Annotated in this window: 5 protein-coding genes and 2 pseudogenes; 6 read left to right on the top strand and 1 reads right to left on the bottom strand. The window is 73.5% G+C overall.

Annotated elements, in window-relative coordinates; genetic code table 11:
* Positions 1-123: 123 nt before the first annotated feature.
* From OG507_RS00770 to OG507_RS00760, 3 genes are all read left to right on the top strand, one after another.
* Positions 124-882, top strand: coding sequence for a VOC family protein (locus tag OG507_RS00770; RefSeq protein WP_327365151.1), 759 nt, complete (start codon positions 124-126; stop codon positions 880-882).
* Positions 883-913: 31 nt separating this feature from the next.
* Complete coding sequence (locus OG507_RS00765; RefSeq protein WP_327365150.1) at positions 914-1,660, top strand: SDR family NAD(P)-dependent oxidoreductase; 747 nt, start codon at positions 914-916, stop codon at positions 1,658-1,660.
* 75 nt (positions 1,661-1,735) lie between these two features.
* Positions 1,736-2,632, top strand: coding sequence for a zinc-binding dehydrogenase (locus tag OG507_RS00760; protein WP_327365149.1), 897 nt, complete (start codon positions 1,736-1,738; stop codon positions 2,630-2,632).
* A gap of 123 nt (positions 2,633-2,755) precedes the next feature.
* Here the strand turns inward: OG507_RS00760 and OG507_RS00755 are convergent.
* Positions 2,756-3,028 (bottom strand): annotated as a pseudogene (locus OG507_RS00755) (metallophosphoesterase); the annotation flags it as partial.
* A 139-nt stretch (positions 3,029-3,167) separates the two neighbouring features.
* Here OG507_RS00755 and OG507_RS00750 point away from each other — a divergent pair.
* The 3 genes and pseudogenes from OG507_RS00750 to OG507_RS00740 all read left to right on the top strand — a co-directional run.
* On the top strand, positions 3,168-3,851 hold the full coding sequence (locus OG507_RS00750; protein WP_327365148.1) for a thioesterase II family protein: 684 nt from the start codon (positions 3,168-3,170) through the stop codon (positions 3,849-3,851).
* Between the two features lie 89 nt (positions 3,852-3,940).
* Positions 3,941-12,538: a type I polyketide synthase gene (locus tag OG507_RS00745; RefSeq protein WP_327365147.1), complete on the top strand. Its 8,598-nt coding sequence runs from the start codon at positions 3,941-3,943 to the stop codon at positions 12,536-12,538.
* A gap of 177 nt (positions 12,539-12,715) precedes the next feature.
* Positions 12,716-18,817: pseudogene (locus OG507_RS00740) on the top strand (type I polyketide synthase); the annotation flags it as partial.
* Positions 18,818-18,878 lie beyond the last annotated feature (61 nt).

The raw sequence follows: 18,878 nt of genomic DNA, 5'->3' as shown, positions 1-18,878 counted from the left end.
CCGAGCCGCCCTCCAGGGCTCCGAGCACCGGCCGACACATCTGTCTTTCGATGGTGCTGCTTGTCAGCAGCTGACATCTATGCCTATCGTTGACAGTCCAGGGGGCTACCGAAGGAGAGAGCGATGGAAGTCGACTTCCATGAGGACGGCATGGTGGCATGGGTGGAGTTGGACACGCCCGATGTCGAAGTGAGTACTCGCTTCTACGGGCGGTTGTTCGGCTGGGCTTTCGCTGACGGGTTTGGCGGGCAGCCACAGTCGCAGCTGGCTCTGCTGGGCGGGCGTCCCGCGGCGGCCGTGACTGCTGCGCCCGGTGCCCAGCGCGGCGGCTGGACCACGTTCGTCACCGTGGCCGACGCCGGCAAGAGCGTCGAGAGGGTCTTGACGGCCGGCGGGACGTTGCTGGCCGGACCGCATGCGCTGGCCGCGGCGGGGCGGTCAGTGGTGGTGGCCGATCATGCAGGCACCCGGTTCGGCCTGTGGGAAGCGGGGGAGCACCAGGGCTGCGGTGCAGCGGGTGAGCCCGGCGCCTTCCACGGCGGCGAGCTGATCACCGACGATGTTGAGCAGTCGGCGGCGTTCTACGGGGAAGTCTTCGGCTGGACTCTGGGCGAGCCCTACGGCCCGCTGAACCGCCGGGACTGGCAGCTGGGCGGCCGGAGCATCTCGGTACTGCTGCCAAGGCCCCCGGCCATGCCGGCCGAGATCCCGCCCTACTGGGACGCCTACTTCACCGTGGCCGACGCCCAGCAGACCACCGACGCCGCCGTTCAGCTCGGGGCCACGGTACTGATGCAGGCCACCGCGACCGGGCACGGCGTCATCGCGGTCCTTCTGGACCCCACCGGGGCGGTTTTCACCGTCCTGACCCCGACCCACTGAGGCACGAGACAACTCGACCAAGGACCACATCATGTCTTTCAACGGCAAGGTAGGAATCGTCACCGGTGCCGGCTCCGGTCTGGGAGAGGCCGCGGCCAAGCGGCTGGCCCGCGACGGCGCGAAGATCATCGTGGCCGACCGCGACATCACCGGCGCCGACCGCGTCACCAAGGAGATCACCGCCGGCGGCGGGAACGCTTCCGCGTTCACGGCCGACATCTCCGTCTTCCAGGCAGCCCAGGAACTCGTCGAATTCGCCGTCCGCACCTACGGCCGGCTGCACTTCGCCTTCAACAACGCCGGCATCACTCCCGCGCTGACCGACACGCACGAGGTCGACCCTCAGGACTGGCTCGACGTCATAGGGATCAACCTCAACGGCACCTTCTACTGTATGAAGGCCGAGCTCGCGTACTTCGCCGAGAGCGGCGGCGGCACCATCCTCAACATGGCCTCCACCGCCGGTGTCATGGCCCACGCCGGACGCCCTGCCTACGCGGCCTCCAAACACGGAATCATCGGCCTGACCCGCTCCGCCGCTGTCGAGTACGCCCAGCGGGGCATCCGGATCAACGCGATCGCCCCCGGGCCGATCGACGCCCCGTCCGCGAGGGAGCTGCCCCCGGAGGTCCGCAAGGCCATCGCCGACAAGACCGCGATGAAGCGAAGCGGCACCACGGACGAGGTCGCCGCGGTCGCCGCCTTCCTGCTGTCGGACCAGGCCTCCTTCGTCACCGGCTCCGTCTACGAGGTCAACGGCGGACAGACCCAGCTGTAACCGGGCAGCGAGCCTCTCGGCATCAGACATCGCAAGACCGCAGGGCAATGGTCCGCAAGGGACAGAGGTACTTTCATGCGTGCATTGACGGCAAACCCCGCGGCCTTGTTCGGGCTGGCGCTCTCTGAGGACGTAACCGAACCACAGCCAGCCGCTCATGAACTCGTCATCGAGGTGGCGGCGGTCGGTGTGAACCGAGGGGAGATCAGCATGCTGTCCATGATCCCCAGCGGTACGGTACCGGGCTGGGACGCGGCCGGCACGGTAATCCATTCCGCCGCCGACGGCAGCGGCCCGGCAACCGGTTCCAAAGTGGTGAGCTTCGCCCTTGCCGGCGGGGCGTGGGGTCAGCGCCGCGCCGTGGCCGCCACCGACGTCGCCATCGTTCCGGACGGGGTCGATCTGGGCCTGGCTGCCGGGCTGCCGGTAGGCGGCGTCACCGCGCTGCGGGCGCTGCAAGAGTCCGGCGACCTCACGGGAAAGCGAGTCCTGGTGACCGGGGCCTCGGGCACCGTGGGTCGGTTTGCCGTGCAGCTCGCGGCACGCGCCGGCGCCCACGTTGTAGCCCAAGCCCGTCGGACCGGAGGCCTCGCGGACCTCGGCGCCCACGAGGTGGTCTCTGACCTCGACGGGGTAGAAGGCATTGACGTCGCGATCGACAACGTAGGAGGCCCCTACCTGGCACACGCCTGGTCCGCGCTCCGTGACGGCGGCGTTGTGCAGAGCATCGGCTGGATCGCCGGAATGCCCGCGGCGTTCGACTGCACCATCGCTCAGGGCAAGACCCTGAACTCGCCCGTGATCACGCGGACGCCGTTCGGGGAGGACCTTTCGCGCCTAATGGAGTTGGTTGCCCGCGAAGAGCTGACAGTGGAGCTCGGCTGGCGGGACTCATGGAGGCGCCACGATGAGGCGCTCGACGCGGACAACAGGCGGAACTTCACGGGCAGACTCGTCCTTGACGTCGATTAGCCCCCTGATCTCGCTGCCGCCGGAGGAGTTCTAACGGACCATCACCGAAGCACGCAAGAAGAGCGACCAGAGGTGCAAGGCCGCATAGGAGAGGTCTCTACGAAACCAGGGGATTGACATAACCCCCGCGGGCAGGAACGTGTAGTCGTACAGCAGGAACATGGGGACGACCGTCACGGGCCCGTTGGCGGCCTGCCACACGGCGTAGGGGTCTTCCGGGGTGAGTACCCCGAGTCGGCGGCACATTTCCACAAGGTGCTGGTAGCGGTGTGCGCCGCGCAGTTGGACCGTGTCGTTGCGAGGCGTCCACAGCTCGTGGTTACCGGGCGCCCAGATGACTTTGGACCAGGAACGGGCGAGCACGGACAGGGCCCACTCCACGTCCTCGGCGTGCTCTAGGGGTGGAGCCGGGCCGGGTAGGGGTGTGGGTGGGCAACGTGGCGGTGTCACGCTCGCGGGCGTGCTGAGAACGAGCGTGGACGACGGAACATGGGTGCGGCGCTTTCATGAGGCGCCGTCTGGCCGAACGAGGCTCGTGTGCCTGCCGTTCGCCGGGGGCGCGGCCGGGTACTTCCGACACCTGTCGGCCGCCCTGACGCCCGACGTCGAAGTGCTGGCCGTCCAGTATCCCGGCCGCCAGGACCGGCGGGGCGAACCGGTGATCACCGATCTGCGGGCACTGGCCGACGAGGTCTTCGTGGCGCTGCGGCCGCTGGTCGACGCTCCGATCGCCCTGTTCGGGCACAGCATGGGCGCGTCCGTCGGGTTCGAGGTGGTTCGCCGGTTCGAGGAGCACGGTCTGCCCTCACCGCTGGCCCTGCTGGTGTCGGCGCGCGGCGCGCCGTCGCTGCCCGCCCGCCGCAAGGTGCACGGCCTGGACGACGACGGGATTGTCGCGGAACTCACCGCCCTGGGCGGCACGGATCCCGCGGTGCTCGCCGACCCCGAACTGCGCGCCATGGTCATGCCCGCGCTGCGCGGCGACTACCAGGCCGCCGAGGGATACCAGGCGCCCACCGAAGGCGCCGTCGTGGACGTTCCCATCGTCGCCCTCGCCGGCGACAGCGACCCGCGGGTGTCGGTCGACGACGTTGCCGCCTGGCAGGACCACACGCGCGGCGCCTTCCGGATGGAGGTCTTCCCCGGGGGCCACTTCTACCTCTCCGACTGCGTCCCGGACGTGGCCGCGCAGATCCGCTCTGTGCTGCTTTCGCGCTGACGCCCGCGCCCTCCCGAACGAAAAGCGCCGTCCGGCTTCGGCCTTCGAACAGCTTCGGACGGCTGGATACGGCTAGAAAAGCGAGTCAAGTGAACACGTCTGTCGAACAGGTCGCCGAGGCGCTGCGCACCGCGCTGCGGGAGAACGAACGGCTGCGCTCGCGGCTCGACGAAGCCACCGCCGTCGAGCCCGTCGCCATCGTCGCGATGAGCTGTCGCTACCCCGGAGGCGTGGCTTCGCCCGAGGAACTGTGGGATCTGGTCGCTGAGGGGCGGGACGCCATCGGCGAGTTCCCCGCCGACCGCGGCTGGGACCTGGAGGCGTTCACCGGCGGCCGGGGCGGCTTCCTGCCGGAAGCGCCCATGTTCGACGCGGCGATGTTCGGCATGGGCCCGGCGGAAGCCGTCGCGGCCGACCCGCAGCAGCGGCTGCTGCTGGAGGTGTCCTGGGAAGCGTTCGAACGCGCCGGCATCGACCCGCTGTCCATGAAGGGCAGCCAGACCGGCGTCTACGTCGGCCTGATGAACCCGGACTACCCCGCCCGCCCGGACACCGTGCCCGAGGCGGCGGAGGGCTTCCTCGTCACCGGCGTCGACAGCAGCGTCGCCTCCGGTCGCGTCGCGTACGTGCTGGGCCTTGAGGGGCCCACCATGAGCGTGGACACGGCCTGTTCGTCGTCGCTGGTGGCCCTGCACCTGGCGGCGCGGGCGCTGCGCGACGGCGAGTGCGACCTGGCGCTCGCGGGCGGTGTGACGGTCATGTCGACACCGCGGACCTTCATCGAGTTCGAACAGCAGCAGGGGCTCGCAGCGGACGGCCGCTGCAAGCCCTTCGCGGCGGCGGCGGACGGCACCGGGTGGGGCGAGGGCGTCGGCATGCTGCTGCTGGAGCGGTTGTCGGACGCGCGGCGTCTTGGGCATCCGGTGTTGGCGGTGGTGCGGGGTTCGGCGGTGAATTCGGACGGTGCGAGCAATGGTCTGACGGCGCCGAACGGTCCGTCGCAGCAGCGGGTGATCCGGCGTGCGTTGGCGTCGGCGGGGTTGCGGGCGGACGAGGTCGATGTGGTGGAGGCGCACGGTACGGGGACGCGGCTGGGTGATCCGATCGAGGCGCAGGCGTTGCTGGCGACGTACGGGCAGGAGCGGGAGCGTCCGCTGTTGTTGGGGTCGGTGAAGTCGAACATCGGTCATACGCAGGCGGCGGCGGGTGTGGCGGGTGTCATCAAGATGGTGATGGCGATGCGTCATGGTGAGCTGCCGCGCACGCTGCATGTGGATGAGCCGAGTCCGCATGTGGAGTGGGGTGCGGGGCGGGTGGAGTTGTTGACGCGGGCCCAGCCGTGGCCCGCTGGTGGTCGGACGCGTCGGGCGGGTATTTCGTCGTTCGGTATCGGTGGGACGAACGCGCACGTGATCGTCGAGGAGGCGCCTTCGCGGGCCGCGGTCGCGGTCGTGGCCGACGTGGGGGTTTCCGTGGCCGCCGCGCCGCCCCTGGTGCTGTCCGGGCGCACCGAAGCCGCCCTGCGCGCCCAGGCCGCGCGGCTCGCCGATCATCTCGCCGCCGTGCCCGCACCGGACCTGCGCGACGTGGCCCACGCGCTCGTCACCACCCGCGCCGCACTGCCGCACCGGGCGGCCGTACACGGCGCCGGCCTGGACGAACTCCTCGCCGGACTGCGCGCGTTGGCCGTGGGTGAACCGGCGGACGAGGTGACCACCGCCGCCGTGTCCAACAAGGCCAAGGCGGTCTTCGTCTTTCCCGGTCAGGGTTCGCAGTGGGCGGGCATGGCCCTGGAGCTGCTGGACAGCTCGCCGGTGTTCGCTCGGCGGCTGCGTGAGTGCGCGGACGCGATTGGCGAGTTGGCCGGATGGGATGTCGTCGACGTGCTGCGCGAGGCGCCGGGAGCGCCGTCGCTGGAACGGATCGACGTGGTGCAGCCGGTGCTGTTCGCGGTGATGGTGTCGCTGGCGGAGCTGTGGCGCTCGTACGGCGTGCGGCCGGCCGCGGTCATCGGGCATTCGCAGGGCGAGGTCGCGGCGGCTTGTGTGGCCGGGGCGCTGTCACTGGCCGACGCAGCCAAGATCGTCGTCGTACGCAGCCGGGCGCTGTTGGAACTGTCCGGGACGGGCGGGATGGCCGTGGTGGCCCTTTCCGCCGATCAGGTGCGCGAGTGGCTGTCCGAGGCGAACGGGGTGTCGGTGGCGGCGGTCAACGGGCCGTCCACCACCGTCGTCGCCGGTCCGGTCGCCGGGCTGGAGGCGCTCCTCGAGCGGTGCGCCGCCGACGGCGTGTGGGCGCGACGCGTGAACGTGGACTACGCCTCGCACTCGCCCCAGGTGGAAGCCGTACGCGAGCGGCTGCTGGCCGAACTCGTCGGCATCGAGCCACGGCGGGCCGCGGTTCCGGTCTACTCGACCGTGACCGCCGCGCGCATCGACGGCACTGAGATGGACGCCGAGTACTGGTACACCAACCTGCGCCGGCCGGTGCGGTTCGTGGACGCCGTGCGGGAAGCGCTGCGCGACGGCCTCCGGGTCTTCGTCGAGGCCGGCCCGCATCCGGCGCTGGCCTCGGCGATCGAGGACACCGCGGCCTACTCGGACCTCGCGGACACCGAGCCCGCCGCGGCCGCGATCGGCTCCCTGCGCCGCGACGACGGCGGCCTCGACCGGTTCCACGCCTCGGTGGCCGAGGCGTTCACGCACGGGGTCCCGGTGGACTGGACCGCGATGTTCGGCGCGGACCGGCCCCGCCGCCTCGACCTGCCGACATACGCCTTCCAGCGCCGGCGGTACTGGCCAGAAGTGCCCCGGACGACCGCGGGCGACCTCGCTTCGGTCGGAGTGCGGCCCGCCGGTCACCCGCTGCTGGGCGCCGTCGTCGCCACGGCAGACCCGGACGGGGCGCTGCTCACCGGGCACCTGTCGGTCCGCTCCCACCCTTGGCTGGCCGACCACACGGTGGCGGGCACGATCCTGCTGCCCGGCACCGCGCTCGTCGAGTTGGCGATCCGCGCGGGCGACGAGGTCGGCTGCGGGCGGATCGAGGAACTCGTCATGACCGCCCCGCTGACGCTGACCGAGTACGGCGGCGTCACGCTGCGCGTCTCGGTCGCCGCGCCCGACGACGACGGCCGTCGCCCGCTGACGATCAGCTCACGGCCGGACGGCGCGCAGGGACGCTGGACCCGCCACGCCACCGGCGCCATGGCGCCCGACGAAGCGGAGACCTCCGACACGCGTTCCCTGCCGGCCCAATGGCCGCCGCGCGGTGCGGAGCCGGTAGGCGTCGACGGGCTGTACGAGCGCCTGGCCCAGCGAGGCTACGGATACGGTCCGGCCTTCCGGGGCCTGCGCGCGCTCTGGCGGCGCGGCGACGAGATCTTCGCCGAGGTGGCGCTGCCCGAGCCGGCCCGCGCGGAAGCGGGCCGCTTCGGTCTGCACCCGGCCCTGCTCGACGCCGCCCTGCACGCACTCTTGGCCACCGACGCCGACGACACCACCGGCGAGGACGGCGTCAGCCTGCCGTTCTCCTGGAGTGGGGTGTCGCTGGCGGCCAGTGGCGCGGCGGCGCTACGCATCCACCTGACCACCGACGCCGAGGGCCGGGTGACGATACGGCTCGCCGACCCGGCCGGTTCCCCGGTCGCGGTCGTCGGCTCGCTGACGTCCCGCCCGGTGCCGCTCGAAGGGCTCGTTCCCGCCGCACCCGGCGACGGACTCTTCCAGGTCGGCTGGGCGCCGCTGCACGCCTTCCGGCAGGACGGCGACGCCGCCGCGACGGCACGCTGGGCCGTACTGGGCGAACTGCCCTCACCGGCAGCCAGGTTCACCGATCTCGCCGCGCTCGCCGACGCCGTGGCCCATGACTCCGCCGCACCCGAGGTGGTGCTGCTGCCCGTCGAGGGGGAGCCGTCCGCCGACGATCTGCTCCGCCAGGTTCGGGAGGTCCTCGCCGATGTCCTCGCGACCGTCCAGCGGTGGCTGGCGGACGAGCGGTTCGCCGAGTCCCGGCTCGTCGTGGTGGTGCGCGGGCAGGGTGCCGATCCGGTCGCCGGCGCGGTCGCCGGGCTGGTCCGCGCGGCCCAGGCCGAACACCCCGGCCGCTTCCTGCTCCTTGACTGGGACGGCGAAGGCGACGATCTGACGGACGCGGTGTCCGCCGCTCTGGCGGACGACGAGCCCGAGGTGCGGCTGACCGACGACGTCGTGCGGGCGCCCCGCCTGTCCGCCGCCGGCCCCCTGGGCGTGCCCGCCGCCTTCGACCCGTCGGGCACGGTCCTCATCACCGGCGGTACCGGCGGCCTCGGCGCGCTCTTCGCCCGCCACCTGGTCACCGAGCACGGCGCACGGCACCTGCTGCTGGCCAGCCGGCGAGGTCCCGACGCCCCCGGAGCCGCCGAACTGCGCGCCGGACTGACGGCGCTGGGCGCCGACGTGGAGATACGCGCCTGCGACGTCAGCGACCGCGCGGACCTGGCCGCGCTGCTCGCCCGCGTCCCCGCGGACCGGCCGCTGCGCGCGGTGCTGCACACCGCGGGCACCCTCGCGGACGGGACGGTCACCGCTCTGGACGCCGAGGCCTTCGACACAGTCCTGCGCCCCAAGGCTGACGCGGCCTGGCACCTGCACGAACTCACCCGCGGCCTGGACCTCACCCACTTCGTGCTGTTCTCGTCCGCGGCGGGCACCTACGAGGGTGCCGGACAGGCCAACTACGCGGCCGCCAACGCCTTCCTCGACGCCCTCGCCCGGTACCGCCGCGCCCAGTGCCTGCCCGCGCACTCCCTGGCCTGGGGCCTGTGGGAGCAGCCCAGCGGCATGCTGGCCCGGCTCACCGACACCGACCGCGTGCAGCTCGCCAACTCCGGAGCGGTGGCCATGCGCGCCGAGGAGGGACTGCGGCTGTTCGACGCGGCCTGCGCCACGGCAGAACCCGTGCTGGTGCCCATGCTCCTCAACCTGGCGGCGGTCCGCGCCAGGCCGGAACCGGCGCACGCCCTGCTGCGCGCGCTGCTGCCCGCGGCACCGCGCCGCGCGGCGGCCGGCGACACCGGCCCGGACACCGACGGCCTGCAGCGCCGGCTCGTCGCCGAACCGCAGGACAGCGAACGGGAACGCATCCTGCTCGAGGTGGTCCGACGGCACGTCGGGGCTGTCCTCGGCTACGCCGACCCGTCGGACGTCGAGCCGCTGCGTAGCTTCCGCGAAATGGGCCTCGACTCGCTGTCCTCGGTCAACCTGCGCAACCGGCTCAGCGCTGCCACCGGCCTGCGCCTCCCGGTCACCGTGGTCTTCGACCACCCGAACGTCCAGGTACTGGCCCGCGAACTCCTGACCGGACTGCTCGGCGACGAGCACGCCTCCCCCGTCCCGGTACCGGCCGCGCCACCGGTCGCGGCGACGGACGAGGACCCGGTGGTCATCGTCGGCATGAGCTGCCGGTTCCCCGGCGGCGTCAGCACCCCCGAGGACCTGTGGACCCTGGTCGCCGATGGCGTGGACGCGATCACCCCGTTCCCGACGGACCGCGACTGGGACATCGCCGCGCTCTACGACCCGCAGCCGGGCACGCAGGGCAGGACGTACGTACGAGACGGCGGCTTCCTCGACGACGCGGCCGACTTCGACGCCGACTTCTTCGGGATGAGCCCCCGCGAGGCCCTGGCTACTGACCCGCAGCAGCGGCTCCTCCTGGAGGCGTCCTGGGAGGCCATCGAACGCGCCGGCATCGACCCCGCCACCCTGCGCGGCAGCCAGACCGGCGTGTTCGCCGGCGTCATGTACAACGACTACGGCAGCCGGCCCGTCAGGATGCCCGACGAGGGTGTCGCCGACTACCTTGGCAACGGCAGCCTGACCAGCGTGGTGTCCGGTCGCGTCGCGTACGTGCTGGGCCTTGAGGGGCCCACCATGAGCGTGGACACGGCCTGTTCGTCGTCGCTGGTGGCCCTGCACCTGGCGGCGCGGGCGCTGCGCGACGGCGAGTGCGACCTGGCGCTGGCCGGTGGTGTCACCGTGCTGTCGCTGCCAGAGGTGTACCTCGACTTCAGCCGTCAGCAGGGACTCGCCGAGAACGGTCGCGCGAAGCCCTTCGCCGCGGCCGCCGACGGCACCGCTCTCTCCGAAGGCGTCGGTGTCCTCGTCGTCGAGCGGTTGTCGGACGCGCGGCGTCTTGGGCATCCGGTGTTGGCGGTGGTGCGGGGTTCGGCGGTGAATTCGGACGGTGCGAGCAATGGTCTGACGGCGCCGAACGGTCCGTCGCAGCAGCGGGTGATCCGGCGTGCGTTGGCGTCGGCGGGGTTGCGGGCGGACGAGGTCGATGTGGTGGAGGCGCACGGTACGGGGACGCGGCTGGGTGATCCGATCGAGGCGCAGGCGTTGCTGGCGACGTACGGGCAGGAGCGGGAGCGTCCGCTGTTGTTGGGGTCGGTGAAGTCGAACATCGGTCATACGCAGGCGGCGGCGGGTGTGGCGGGTGTCATCAAGATGGTGATGGCGATGCGTCATGGTGAGCTGCCGCGCACGCTGCATGTGGATGAGCCGAGTCCGCATGTGGAGTGGGGTGCGGGGCGGGTGGAGTTGTTGACGCGGGCCCAGCCGTGGCCCGCTGGTGGTCGGACGCGTCGGGCGGGTATTTCGTCGTTCGGTATCGGTGGGACGAACGCGCACGTGATCGTCGAGGAGGCGCCTTCGCGGGCCGCGGTCGCGGTCGTGGCCGACGTGGGGGTTTCCGTGGCCGCCGCGCCGCCCCTGGTGCTGTCCGGGCGCACCGAAGCCGCCCTGCGCGCCCAGGCGCGGAACTTGCGGGACTGGCTGGACCGCGAACCCGGCACCGACGTACGCGCACTCGCCCACGCTCTCGCCCGCACGCGTACGGCGTTCGATCACCGCGCGGCCGTAGTCGCGGGCGACCCGGCGTCGTTCGCCTCCGCACTGGAGACCCTGGCCGCCGGTGAGCCGTCGGACGCGATCGCGCAGGGGGTCGCGGCCGCCGGCGGGAAGACCGCGTTCGTCTTTCCCGGTCAGGGTTCGCAGTGGGCGGGCATGGCCCTGGAGCTGCTGGACAGCTCGCCGGTGTTCGCTCGGCGGCTGCGTGAGTGCGCGGACGCGATTGGCGAGTTGGCCGGATGGGATGTCGTCGACGTGCTGCGCGAGGCGCCGGGAGCGCCGTCGCTGGAACGGATCGACGTGGTGCAGCCGGTGCTGTTCGCGGTGATGGTGTCGCTGGCGGAGCTGTGGCGCTCGTACGGCGTGCGGCCGGCCGCGGTCATCGGGCATTCGCAGGGCGAGGTCGCGGCGGCTTGTGTGGCCGGGGCGCTGTCACTGGCCGACGCAGCCAAGATCGTCGTCGTACGCAGCCGGGCGCTGTTGGAACTGTCCGGGACGGGCGGGATGGCCGTGGTGGCCCTTTCCGCCGATCAGGTGCGCGAGTGGCTGTCCGAGGCGAACGGGGTGTCGGTGGCGGCGGTCAACGGGCCGTCCACCACCGTCGTCGCCGGTCCGGTCGCCGGGCTGGAGGCGCTCCTCGAGCGGTGCGCCGCCGACGGCGTGTGGGCGCGACGCGTGGAAGCCGACGTTGCGGGCCACTCCGTACAGGTGGAGGCCGTACGCGAGCGGCTGCTGGCCGAGCTGGGCCCGATACGCCCCCGGCGCGGCACCGTCCCATGGCTGTCGACGGTGACCGGCGCATGGATGACCGGGGCCGAGGCGGACGCCGAGTACTGGTACGCCAACGTGCGGCGGACGGTGGAGTTCGCCGGCGCGCTCGACGTCGCGCTGCGCGAGGGGCACCGGCACTTCATCGAGGTGAGCCCGCACTCCGTACTGGTGTCCGCTGTCGAGGACATGGCCGAGGAGGCCGAGGTCGACGCGGTGGTGGTCGGCACGCTGCGGCGCGGCGAGGGTGGCCTGGACCGGTTCACACGGTCGCTGACCCAGTGGTGGGCGCGCGGCGGCACCCTGGACTGGGACGCGGTGCTCGGCACCGAACGCCCGGCCCGCGTGGATCTGCCCACCTACGCCTTCCAGCGCCGCAGGTACTGGCTGGAGGCGGCTCCCGTCACCACGTTGCTGACGGCCGTGCCGGGACAGGGGAACGCACAAGGGCCCGAGGACGCCCCGGCGCCGGGCGAACCGTCGCTCGCCGAACGGCTGGCGGGGCTGACCGCCCCGCAGCGGCGGCACCTGCTGCTGGACCTTGTCCGCAGCCATGCGGCGGCCGTGCTGGTGCACGACGGTCCCGAGAACATCGACCCCGGCCGGGGCTTCCTGGAACTCGGATTCGACTCGCTCACCGGTGTCGAACTGCGCCGAAGGCTCGGCAACGCGACCGGTCTGCGGCTGCCCGCGACCGCGATCTTCGACCATCCGACGCCCCAGGCGCTGGCTGAGTACCTCGGCTCGGAACTGGATGCCACGGCCCAGGACGGTAACGGGGCGCCCGACCCGGCCCTGGAATCGACGCTGGCGGGGCTGGAGACACTGCTGACCTCGATGGCGGGCCAGGCGCCCGAGCAGCACGCCAGGATCGGGGCACGGCTGACCGCGCTGGCCGACGCGTGGGCGAAGCGCGCCGCGGCCGACCCTGACGGCGGCGGGCTCGCCCCTGCGGCGAGTGCTGTCGGGCTCGACAGCGCGAGCGCGGACGAGCTGTTCCGGTTCCTGGACGGGGAGCTGGGCGGGTAGGAGCCGGGGCCCGGGACCGCGCAGACCGCCGCGGGACCCGGACTGACGTGCGGGTTAAGGGCGGGATGGGGGCTGCTAGGGGTTAGCCGCCCGGCCCCGGGTTCCTAGGGTCGAGGCGGCCCGAGGGACAACGGGGCCAGGCGAGCGGGACGTTCCGCGGTACTCATCGAGGTTGCTGTGACGGACAACGAGGGCAAGCTTCTCACCTACCTGAGGCGGGCGACCGCGGATCTCCGGGACACCCGGGAACGGTTGCGGGAACTGGAGGAGAGGGACCGGGAGCCCATCGCCGTGATCGGCATGGGCTGCCGGTTTCCCGGCGGGGTGACCAGCCCCGAGGAACTGTGGGACCTGGTCGCCGACGGCCGGGACGCCACCTCGGAGTTCCCCACGGACCGAGGCTGGGACCTGGCCTCGCTGTACCACTCCGACCCCGAGCACCACGGCAGCAGCTACACGCACCGGGGTGGATTCCTGGAGACCGCCGCCGACTTCGACGCCGCGTTCTTCCGCGTCGGGCCCAACGAGGCGCTGGCCATGGACGCTCAGCAGCGGCTCCTCCTGGAGACCTCCTGGGAGGCATTCGAGACGGCCGGCATCGACCCGCACTCCCTGCGCGGCAGCCGGACCGGGGTGTTCGCGGGCGTCTTGCACAACGACTACGGGACGCTCGGCCCCGAGGACGCCGGCGAGCTGGAGGGCTACCTGATGAACGGGAGCGCCCACAGCATCGCCACCGGCCGGGTCGCGTACACCTTCGGGTTCCAGGGCCCGGCGATCACCGTGGACACGGCCTGTTCGTCCTCGCTGGTCTCGCTGCACCTGGCGGTCCGCTCGCTGCGCTCCGGCGAGTGCACGCTGGCGCTGGCCGGCGGCGCGACCGTGATGTCCACCTCCGAGGTGTTCGTCGAGTTCAGCCGCCAGCAGGGGCTGTCCCGCGACGGACGCTGCAAGGCGTTCTCCGAGGATGCGGACGGCACCGGCTGGAGCGAGGGCGTCGGCGTCCTGCTGCTGGAGCGGCTGTCGGACGCGCGACGCAACGGCCACCGGGTCCTCGCGCTCGTCCGTGGCACGGCGGCCAACAACGACGGCGCGAGCAGCGGCCTGACCGCGCCGAGCGGCCCCGCCCAGGAACGCGTGATCCGCGCGGCCCTGGCCGATGCCGGCCTCACCCCGGACCAGGTCGACGCCGTCGAGGCGCACGGCACCGGCACCCGGCTGGGCGACCCGATCGAGGCACAGGCCCTGCTGGCGGTGTACGGGCGCGACCGGGCCGGCGGCGAGCCGCTGCGGCTGGGGTCGCTGAAGTCCAACATCGGCCACTCCCAGGCGGCCGCCGGCGTCGGTGGTGTGATCAAGATGGTGCAGGCGCTGCGCCACGAGACGCTGCCGCGTTCGCTGTACGCGGAGCACCCGACCACGGCCGTCGACTGGTCGGCGGGCGAGGCCCGGCTGCTGGCCGAGGCTGAGCCGTGGCCGCGTGCGGCGCGCCCGCGCCGCGCCGGCGTGTCGGCGTTCGGGTTCAGCGGCACCAACACGCACGTGGTGCTGGAGGAGGCCCCGGCGGCCTCGAAGCCGGCCACCGGGACGCCGGAGCCATCCGGGAGACTCGGGACGCGCCAGGTGTCCGGGGAGCCGGAGACGTCCGAGGGCTCCGCGCCGGCCTCTCTCGCCGCGCCGCCGTGTTTCCCGCTGCCGGTGGCCGTGTCCGGCGCGTCCGAGCCGGCGCTGCGCGCCCAGGCCGGCCGGCTGCGCTCCCACCTCGGCATCGGCGCCGAGACGGCCGAGCCGGACCTCGCGCTGTCCCTGTCCACCACGCGCGCCGCGCTGTCGCACCGCGCGGTCGTGGTCGCCGAGGACCGGGCGGCGACCCTGCGCGGCCTGGAAGTCGTCGCCTCCGGCGAGGAGTCGGCGTCCGTTCTCCGGGGCAAGACCCACGACGGCATGACCGCCTTCCTGTTCCCCGGCCAGGGCGCCCAGTACCCGGGCATGGGACGGCAGGCGTACGAGACGTTCCCCGCGTTCTCGTCGGCGCTGGACGAGATCTGCGACGCTTTCGCGCCGCATCTCGAACGGCCCCTGCGGGACGTGCTGTTCGCGCCCGAGGGCTCCGACGGGGCCGCGCTCCTCGACCGTACCGACGTCACCCAGCCCGCCCTGTTCGCCGTGGAAGTCGCCCTGTACCGACTGCTGGAGCGGTGGGGCGTCCAGGCGGACTACCTGAGCGGGCACTCGATCGGCGAGCTGGCCGCCGCCCACGTCGCGGGCGTGTGGTCGCTCGCCGACGCGGCGGCGCTGGTCGCCGCCCGCGGGCGGCTGATGGGCGAGGTCTCCGCCGATGGAGCGATGGCCGCCGTCGAGGCCACCGAGGCCGAGGTCGCCGAACTGCTCGCCGACCGGACCGGCGTGGCCGTCGCCGCGGTCAACGGGCCGACGGCCGTGGTGCTCTCCGGCGACCGCGCCGACGTACTCGATCTCGCGGAGGTGCTGCGCGCCCGCGGCAGGCGCGTCAAACGGCTCCAGGTCAGCCACGCCTTCCACTCGCCGCACATGGACGCGGTGGTCGACGAGTTCCGACGGGCGCTCAATTCGGTGACCGCCGCGGCGCCGCGCATCGCGCTGGTCTCCACCCTGACCGGCCGCACGGCCACCGCCGCCGAACTGGCCGACCCCGAGCACTGGATACGGCAGGCCCGCGAGGCGGTCCGCTTCCACGACGGAGTGCGGTCCCTGGCCCGGTCCGGTGTCCGCCGCTGGGTGGAGACGGGCCCCGGCAGCGCGCTCACCGGCCTGGCCCGGGACGCCTTCGAGGACAGCCGTCCCGCGACGCAGGCCCACCTGCTCAGCCGCGGTCGCGACGAGGCACGCACCGTCATCACCGGGCTGGCCCGCCTGCACGTGTCGGGTGCCACCGTCGACTGGGCCGGGTTCTTCGACGGCACCGGCGCACGGCACGTCGCCCTGCCGACGTACGCCTTCCAGCGCTCGCGGTTCTGGCTCGGCACCGACCGCCAGGACCGCGTCGCGGCCAAGGCCGGCGCCCGACGTACGGTCGAACTCGCCTCCGGCGGCGAGGCCGCGGAACGCTTCTGGCGGGCCGTCTGCGACGGCGACACGGCGGCCCTCGCCGACACCCTACGGCTGGCCGGTGACCACGAACGCGCCTCGCTGGACGCCGTCCTGCCCGCCCTGTCGGCCTGGCACACCGACCGGCAGGCCGACGCCGATCTGGACGGCAAGCGCTTCCACGTCACATGGGACGAGATCCCGGCACAGGCCGGTGAGGGCGGCGTCGCGGCGGGGGAGTGGTGCGTGCTGGTGCCCGAGGGCGCCGTCGCGGCGGACGGCATCACGGCCGCGCTGGCCGCCGCGCCGGGCGCCCGGCTGGTGCCGGTTCCGGCGGAGTCGTACGACGTCGCCGGGCTCGCGGCGCTGCTCGCCGCTCAGGGCTCGTCGGCCGTGGTGTCGCTGCTGGGCCTGGACGACTGGCCCGAGCCCGGGATGCCGTGGCTGAGTCATGGGTTCGTCGCCACCCGGAACCTCGTCCGCGCCGCGCGCGAGGTCGGCACCCGGGTGTGGTGCGTGACCTCCGGCGCGGTGTCCGTGCGGGAGGACGACGAGCCGGCCGGCAGCACCGGCCAGGCGGCGCTGTGGGGGCTCGGCGCCGTGCTCGCCACGGAGCGGCCGGACCAGTGGGGCGGCTTGATCGACGTGGCGCCGGACGCCGACCCCGGGACGCTGGGCACCCTCGTGCGCCACGCGCTCACCGGGGCCGTCGCCGAGAACGAACTCGCCGTACGGCCGGCTGGCGTCTTTGCACGCCGGGTGGCGCCCGCGCCCGCCGCGACCGGCCGGACCTGGCGTCCGCGGGGGAAGGTACTGGTTACCGGTGGCACCGGCACGGTCGGCGCCGGCCTGGCCGGGTGGCTGGCCCGGCAGGGCGCGTCGCATCTGGTGCTGGCCGGCCGGGGCGGCGACCGGGCGCCCGGCGCGCAGGCCCTGCGGGATGAACTGGCCGGGTTGGGCGCGCGGGTGACGTTCGCCGCCTGCGACGTCACCGACCGGGCGGCACTGGCCGCGCTGGTGAGCGGACTGACCGAGGACGGCGGCCTGACCGCCGTCGTCCACGCGGCCGGTACGCGGCCCGCGCCTGCCGACGCGCTCGCGGCGCCGACCGCCCGCTTCGCCGAGGACACTCGGGCCGCGCTGCACGGCGCGGAACTGCTCGACGACCTCCTCACTGATACCGACCTCGACGCCTTCGTCCTGGTCACCTCCGCTTCGGCGGTGTGGGGCGGGCCCGGCCGGGCCGTCGAGGCGGTCTCCGCGGCGGCCCTGTCGGCCGTCGCGGACCGGCGGCGCGCCCGCGGCCGGGCGGCCACCGTGATCGCGTGCAGCCCCCTGGCCGTGGCGGACGGGGAGGACGGAGAGGACACCACGGCCGGGCCGGGCCTGCACCGCGTGGCGTGGGTGCCGGCGCCGGCCGACGCGGTCGCCGCCGCCATCGCGCGGCCCGCACGTTCGTACGTGGTTCTCGGCGGCGACGGCGGCACGGACCTGACTCGCGCGCTGCGCGCGGCTGGCCTGACAATACGTCAGCAGACGCACCTGGCGGCGGTGTTCGACGCCGGAACTGCACCCGAGGTCGTCGTCCTGCCGGCGCCCGCCGGCGCCGGGCCGGATGTCGTGACCCGGACCCGCGAGGCGGTCGCGGAGACACTCCGGACACTCCAGACCTGGCTCGGCGACGCCCGGTTCGCGGCGAGCAGGCTGATCGTCGCCTGCCGCGCCGACACGACCGAGGGCACGAGCGACGGAACGGGCGAGGACCTGGTCGCGGCGGCGGTACGCGGCCTGGTCCGCTCGGCGCAGGCCGAACAGCCCGGCCGCATCACGCTGCTCGACTGGCGTCCCGGCGTCGGCGCCGACGCGTGGCGCGTGGCCGTGGCGGTCGCGGAGCCCGAGGTGGCCGTGCACGGCGCGGCCGTCCTGGTGCCCCGTCTGACCCCGGTGGCGGTGGACGGACCGCCGCCCCGGTTCGACGGGCCGGGGACCGTGCTGGTCACAGGCGGCACCGGTGCGATCGGCGCCATCGTGGCTCGCGACCTGGTCCGGCGACGCGGCGCGCGACGCCTGGTGATCGCCGGCCGCCGGGGCACCGCCGCGCCGGGGGCGGCCGAACTGCGCGACGAACTCACGGCGCTCGGCGCCCACGTCGAGATCGTCGCCTGCGACCTGACCGACCCCGACCGGCTCGCGCGGCTCGTCGCCGCCGTACCGCAGGAACACCCGCTGGCCGGTGTGTTCCACGTGGCGGGCGTCGTGGACGACGACGAGATCGGCGCGCTGACGCCGGAGCGGATCGCGGCCGTACTGGCGCCGAAGGCCGACGCCGCCTGGCACCTGCACGAGCTGACCCGCGAGCTGCCGCTGACGGCGTTCGTGCTGTTCTCGTCCCTGGCGGGCACGCTCAGCAACCCTGGCCAAGGCGGCTACGCAGCGGCCAACGCGTTCCTCGACGCGCTGGCCCGCCTCCGCCGCGCCCAGGGCCTCCCGGCGACCTCGATCGCCTGGGGCGTGTGGGACGTCGGCGGCGGCATGAGTGGCCCCCTGACGTTGGAGGACGTGCGGCGGTTGCGGGCGACCGGGCTGGTCCCGCTGCCCGAGCGGGACAACGTCGCGCTGCTCAACGACGCACTGCGCAGCGGCGAACCGGTGCTGGTCCCGGTCCAGCCGGACCGTGCCGCGCTCGCCGCGCTCGGTCCCGCCCGGCACCCGGTGCTGACCGGCCTGCTGCCGGGACCGCTGCACGGCGCGCCGCTCGACTCGACGGTCGCCGCCCACGCGGTGGCGTGGGCCTCGGCGGACCGCACGGCGCACGGGGTGGTGGGCGGCCCGGCCCCGAGCACGCTCGACACCGCCGGTGATGCCCTGCCGCCGCTGCTTGCACGGCTGGCCGCCGAGCGGCGTACGGCGATGGCGTCGGCCCGTCCCGCCACGGAGACGGACACCGCCGCGGGGGACGGCCCGTCGCTGCGCGACCGGCTCGCCGGAATGTCCGGCGAGGAACGGGACACGGCACTGCTCACGGGCGTCCGCCGCTGGGCGGCCACCGTGCTCGGCCACGACGACATCGTGCAGGTGGCACCCGACCAGGTCTTCCGCGACCTCGGGTTCGACTCGCTGGCCGCCATGCAGTTCCGCAACCTGATGTCCGCGGCGACCGGCATGTCCTTCCCGGCCTCCGTGGTCTTCGACCACGCCACGCCCCTCGCGCTCGCCGCCCATGTACGACTCCGGATGTTCCCGGAGTCGGCCGGCGGCAAGGAAGCGGCGCTGG

This window comes from Streptomyces sp. NBC_01217 (assembly GCF_035994185.1).
GTDB lineage: Bacteria > Actinomycetota > Actinomycetes > Streptomycetales > Streptomycetaceae > Streptomyces.
Note: the sequence above shows the minus strand (reverse complement) of the source record. Positions and strands in the feature narration are given on the sequence as shown.

Excerpts from the sequence above, each read along its gene's own strand:
- OG507_RS00765 (WP_327365150.1), top strand. The coding sequence starts at position 914 with ATGTCTTTCAACGGCAAGGTAGGAATCGTCACCGGTGCCGGCTCCGGT.
- OG507_RS00760 (WP_327365149.1), top strand. The coding sequence starts at position 1,736 with ATGCGTGCATTGACGGCAAACCCCGCGGCCTTGTTCGGGCTGGCGCTC.
- OG507_RS00770 (WP_327365151.1), top strand. The coding sequence starts at position 124 with ATGGAAGTCGACTTCCATGAGGACGGCATGGTGGCATGGGTGGAGTTG.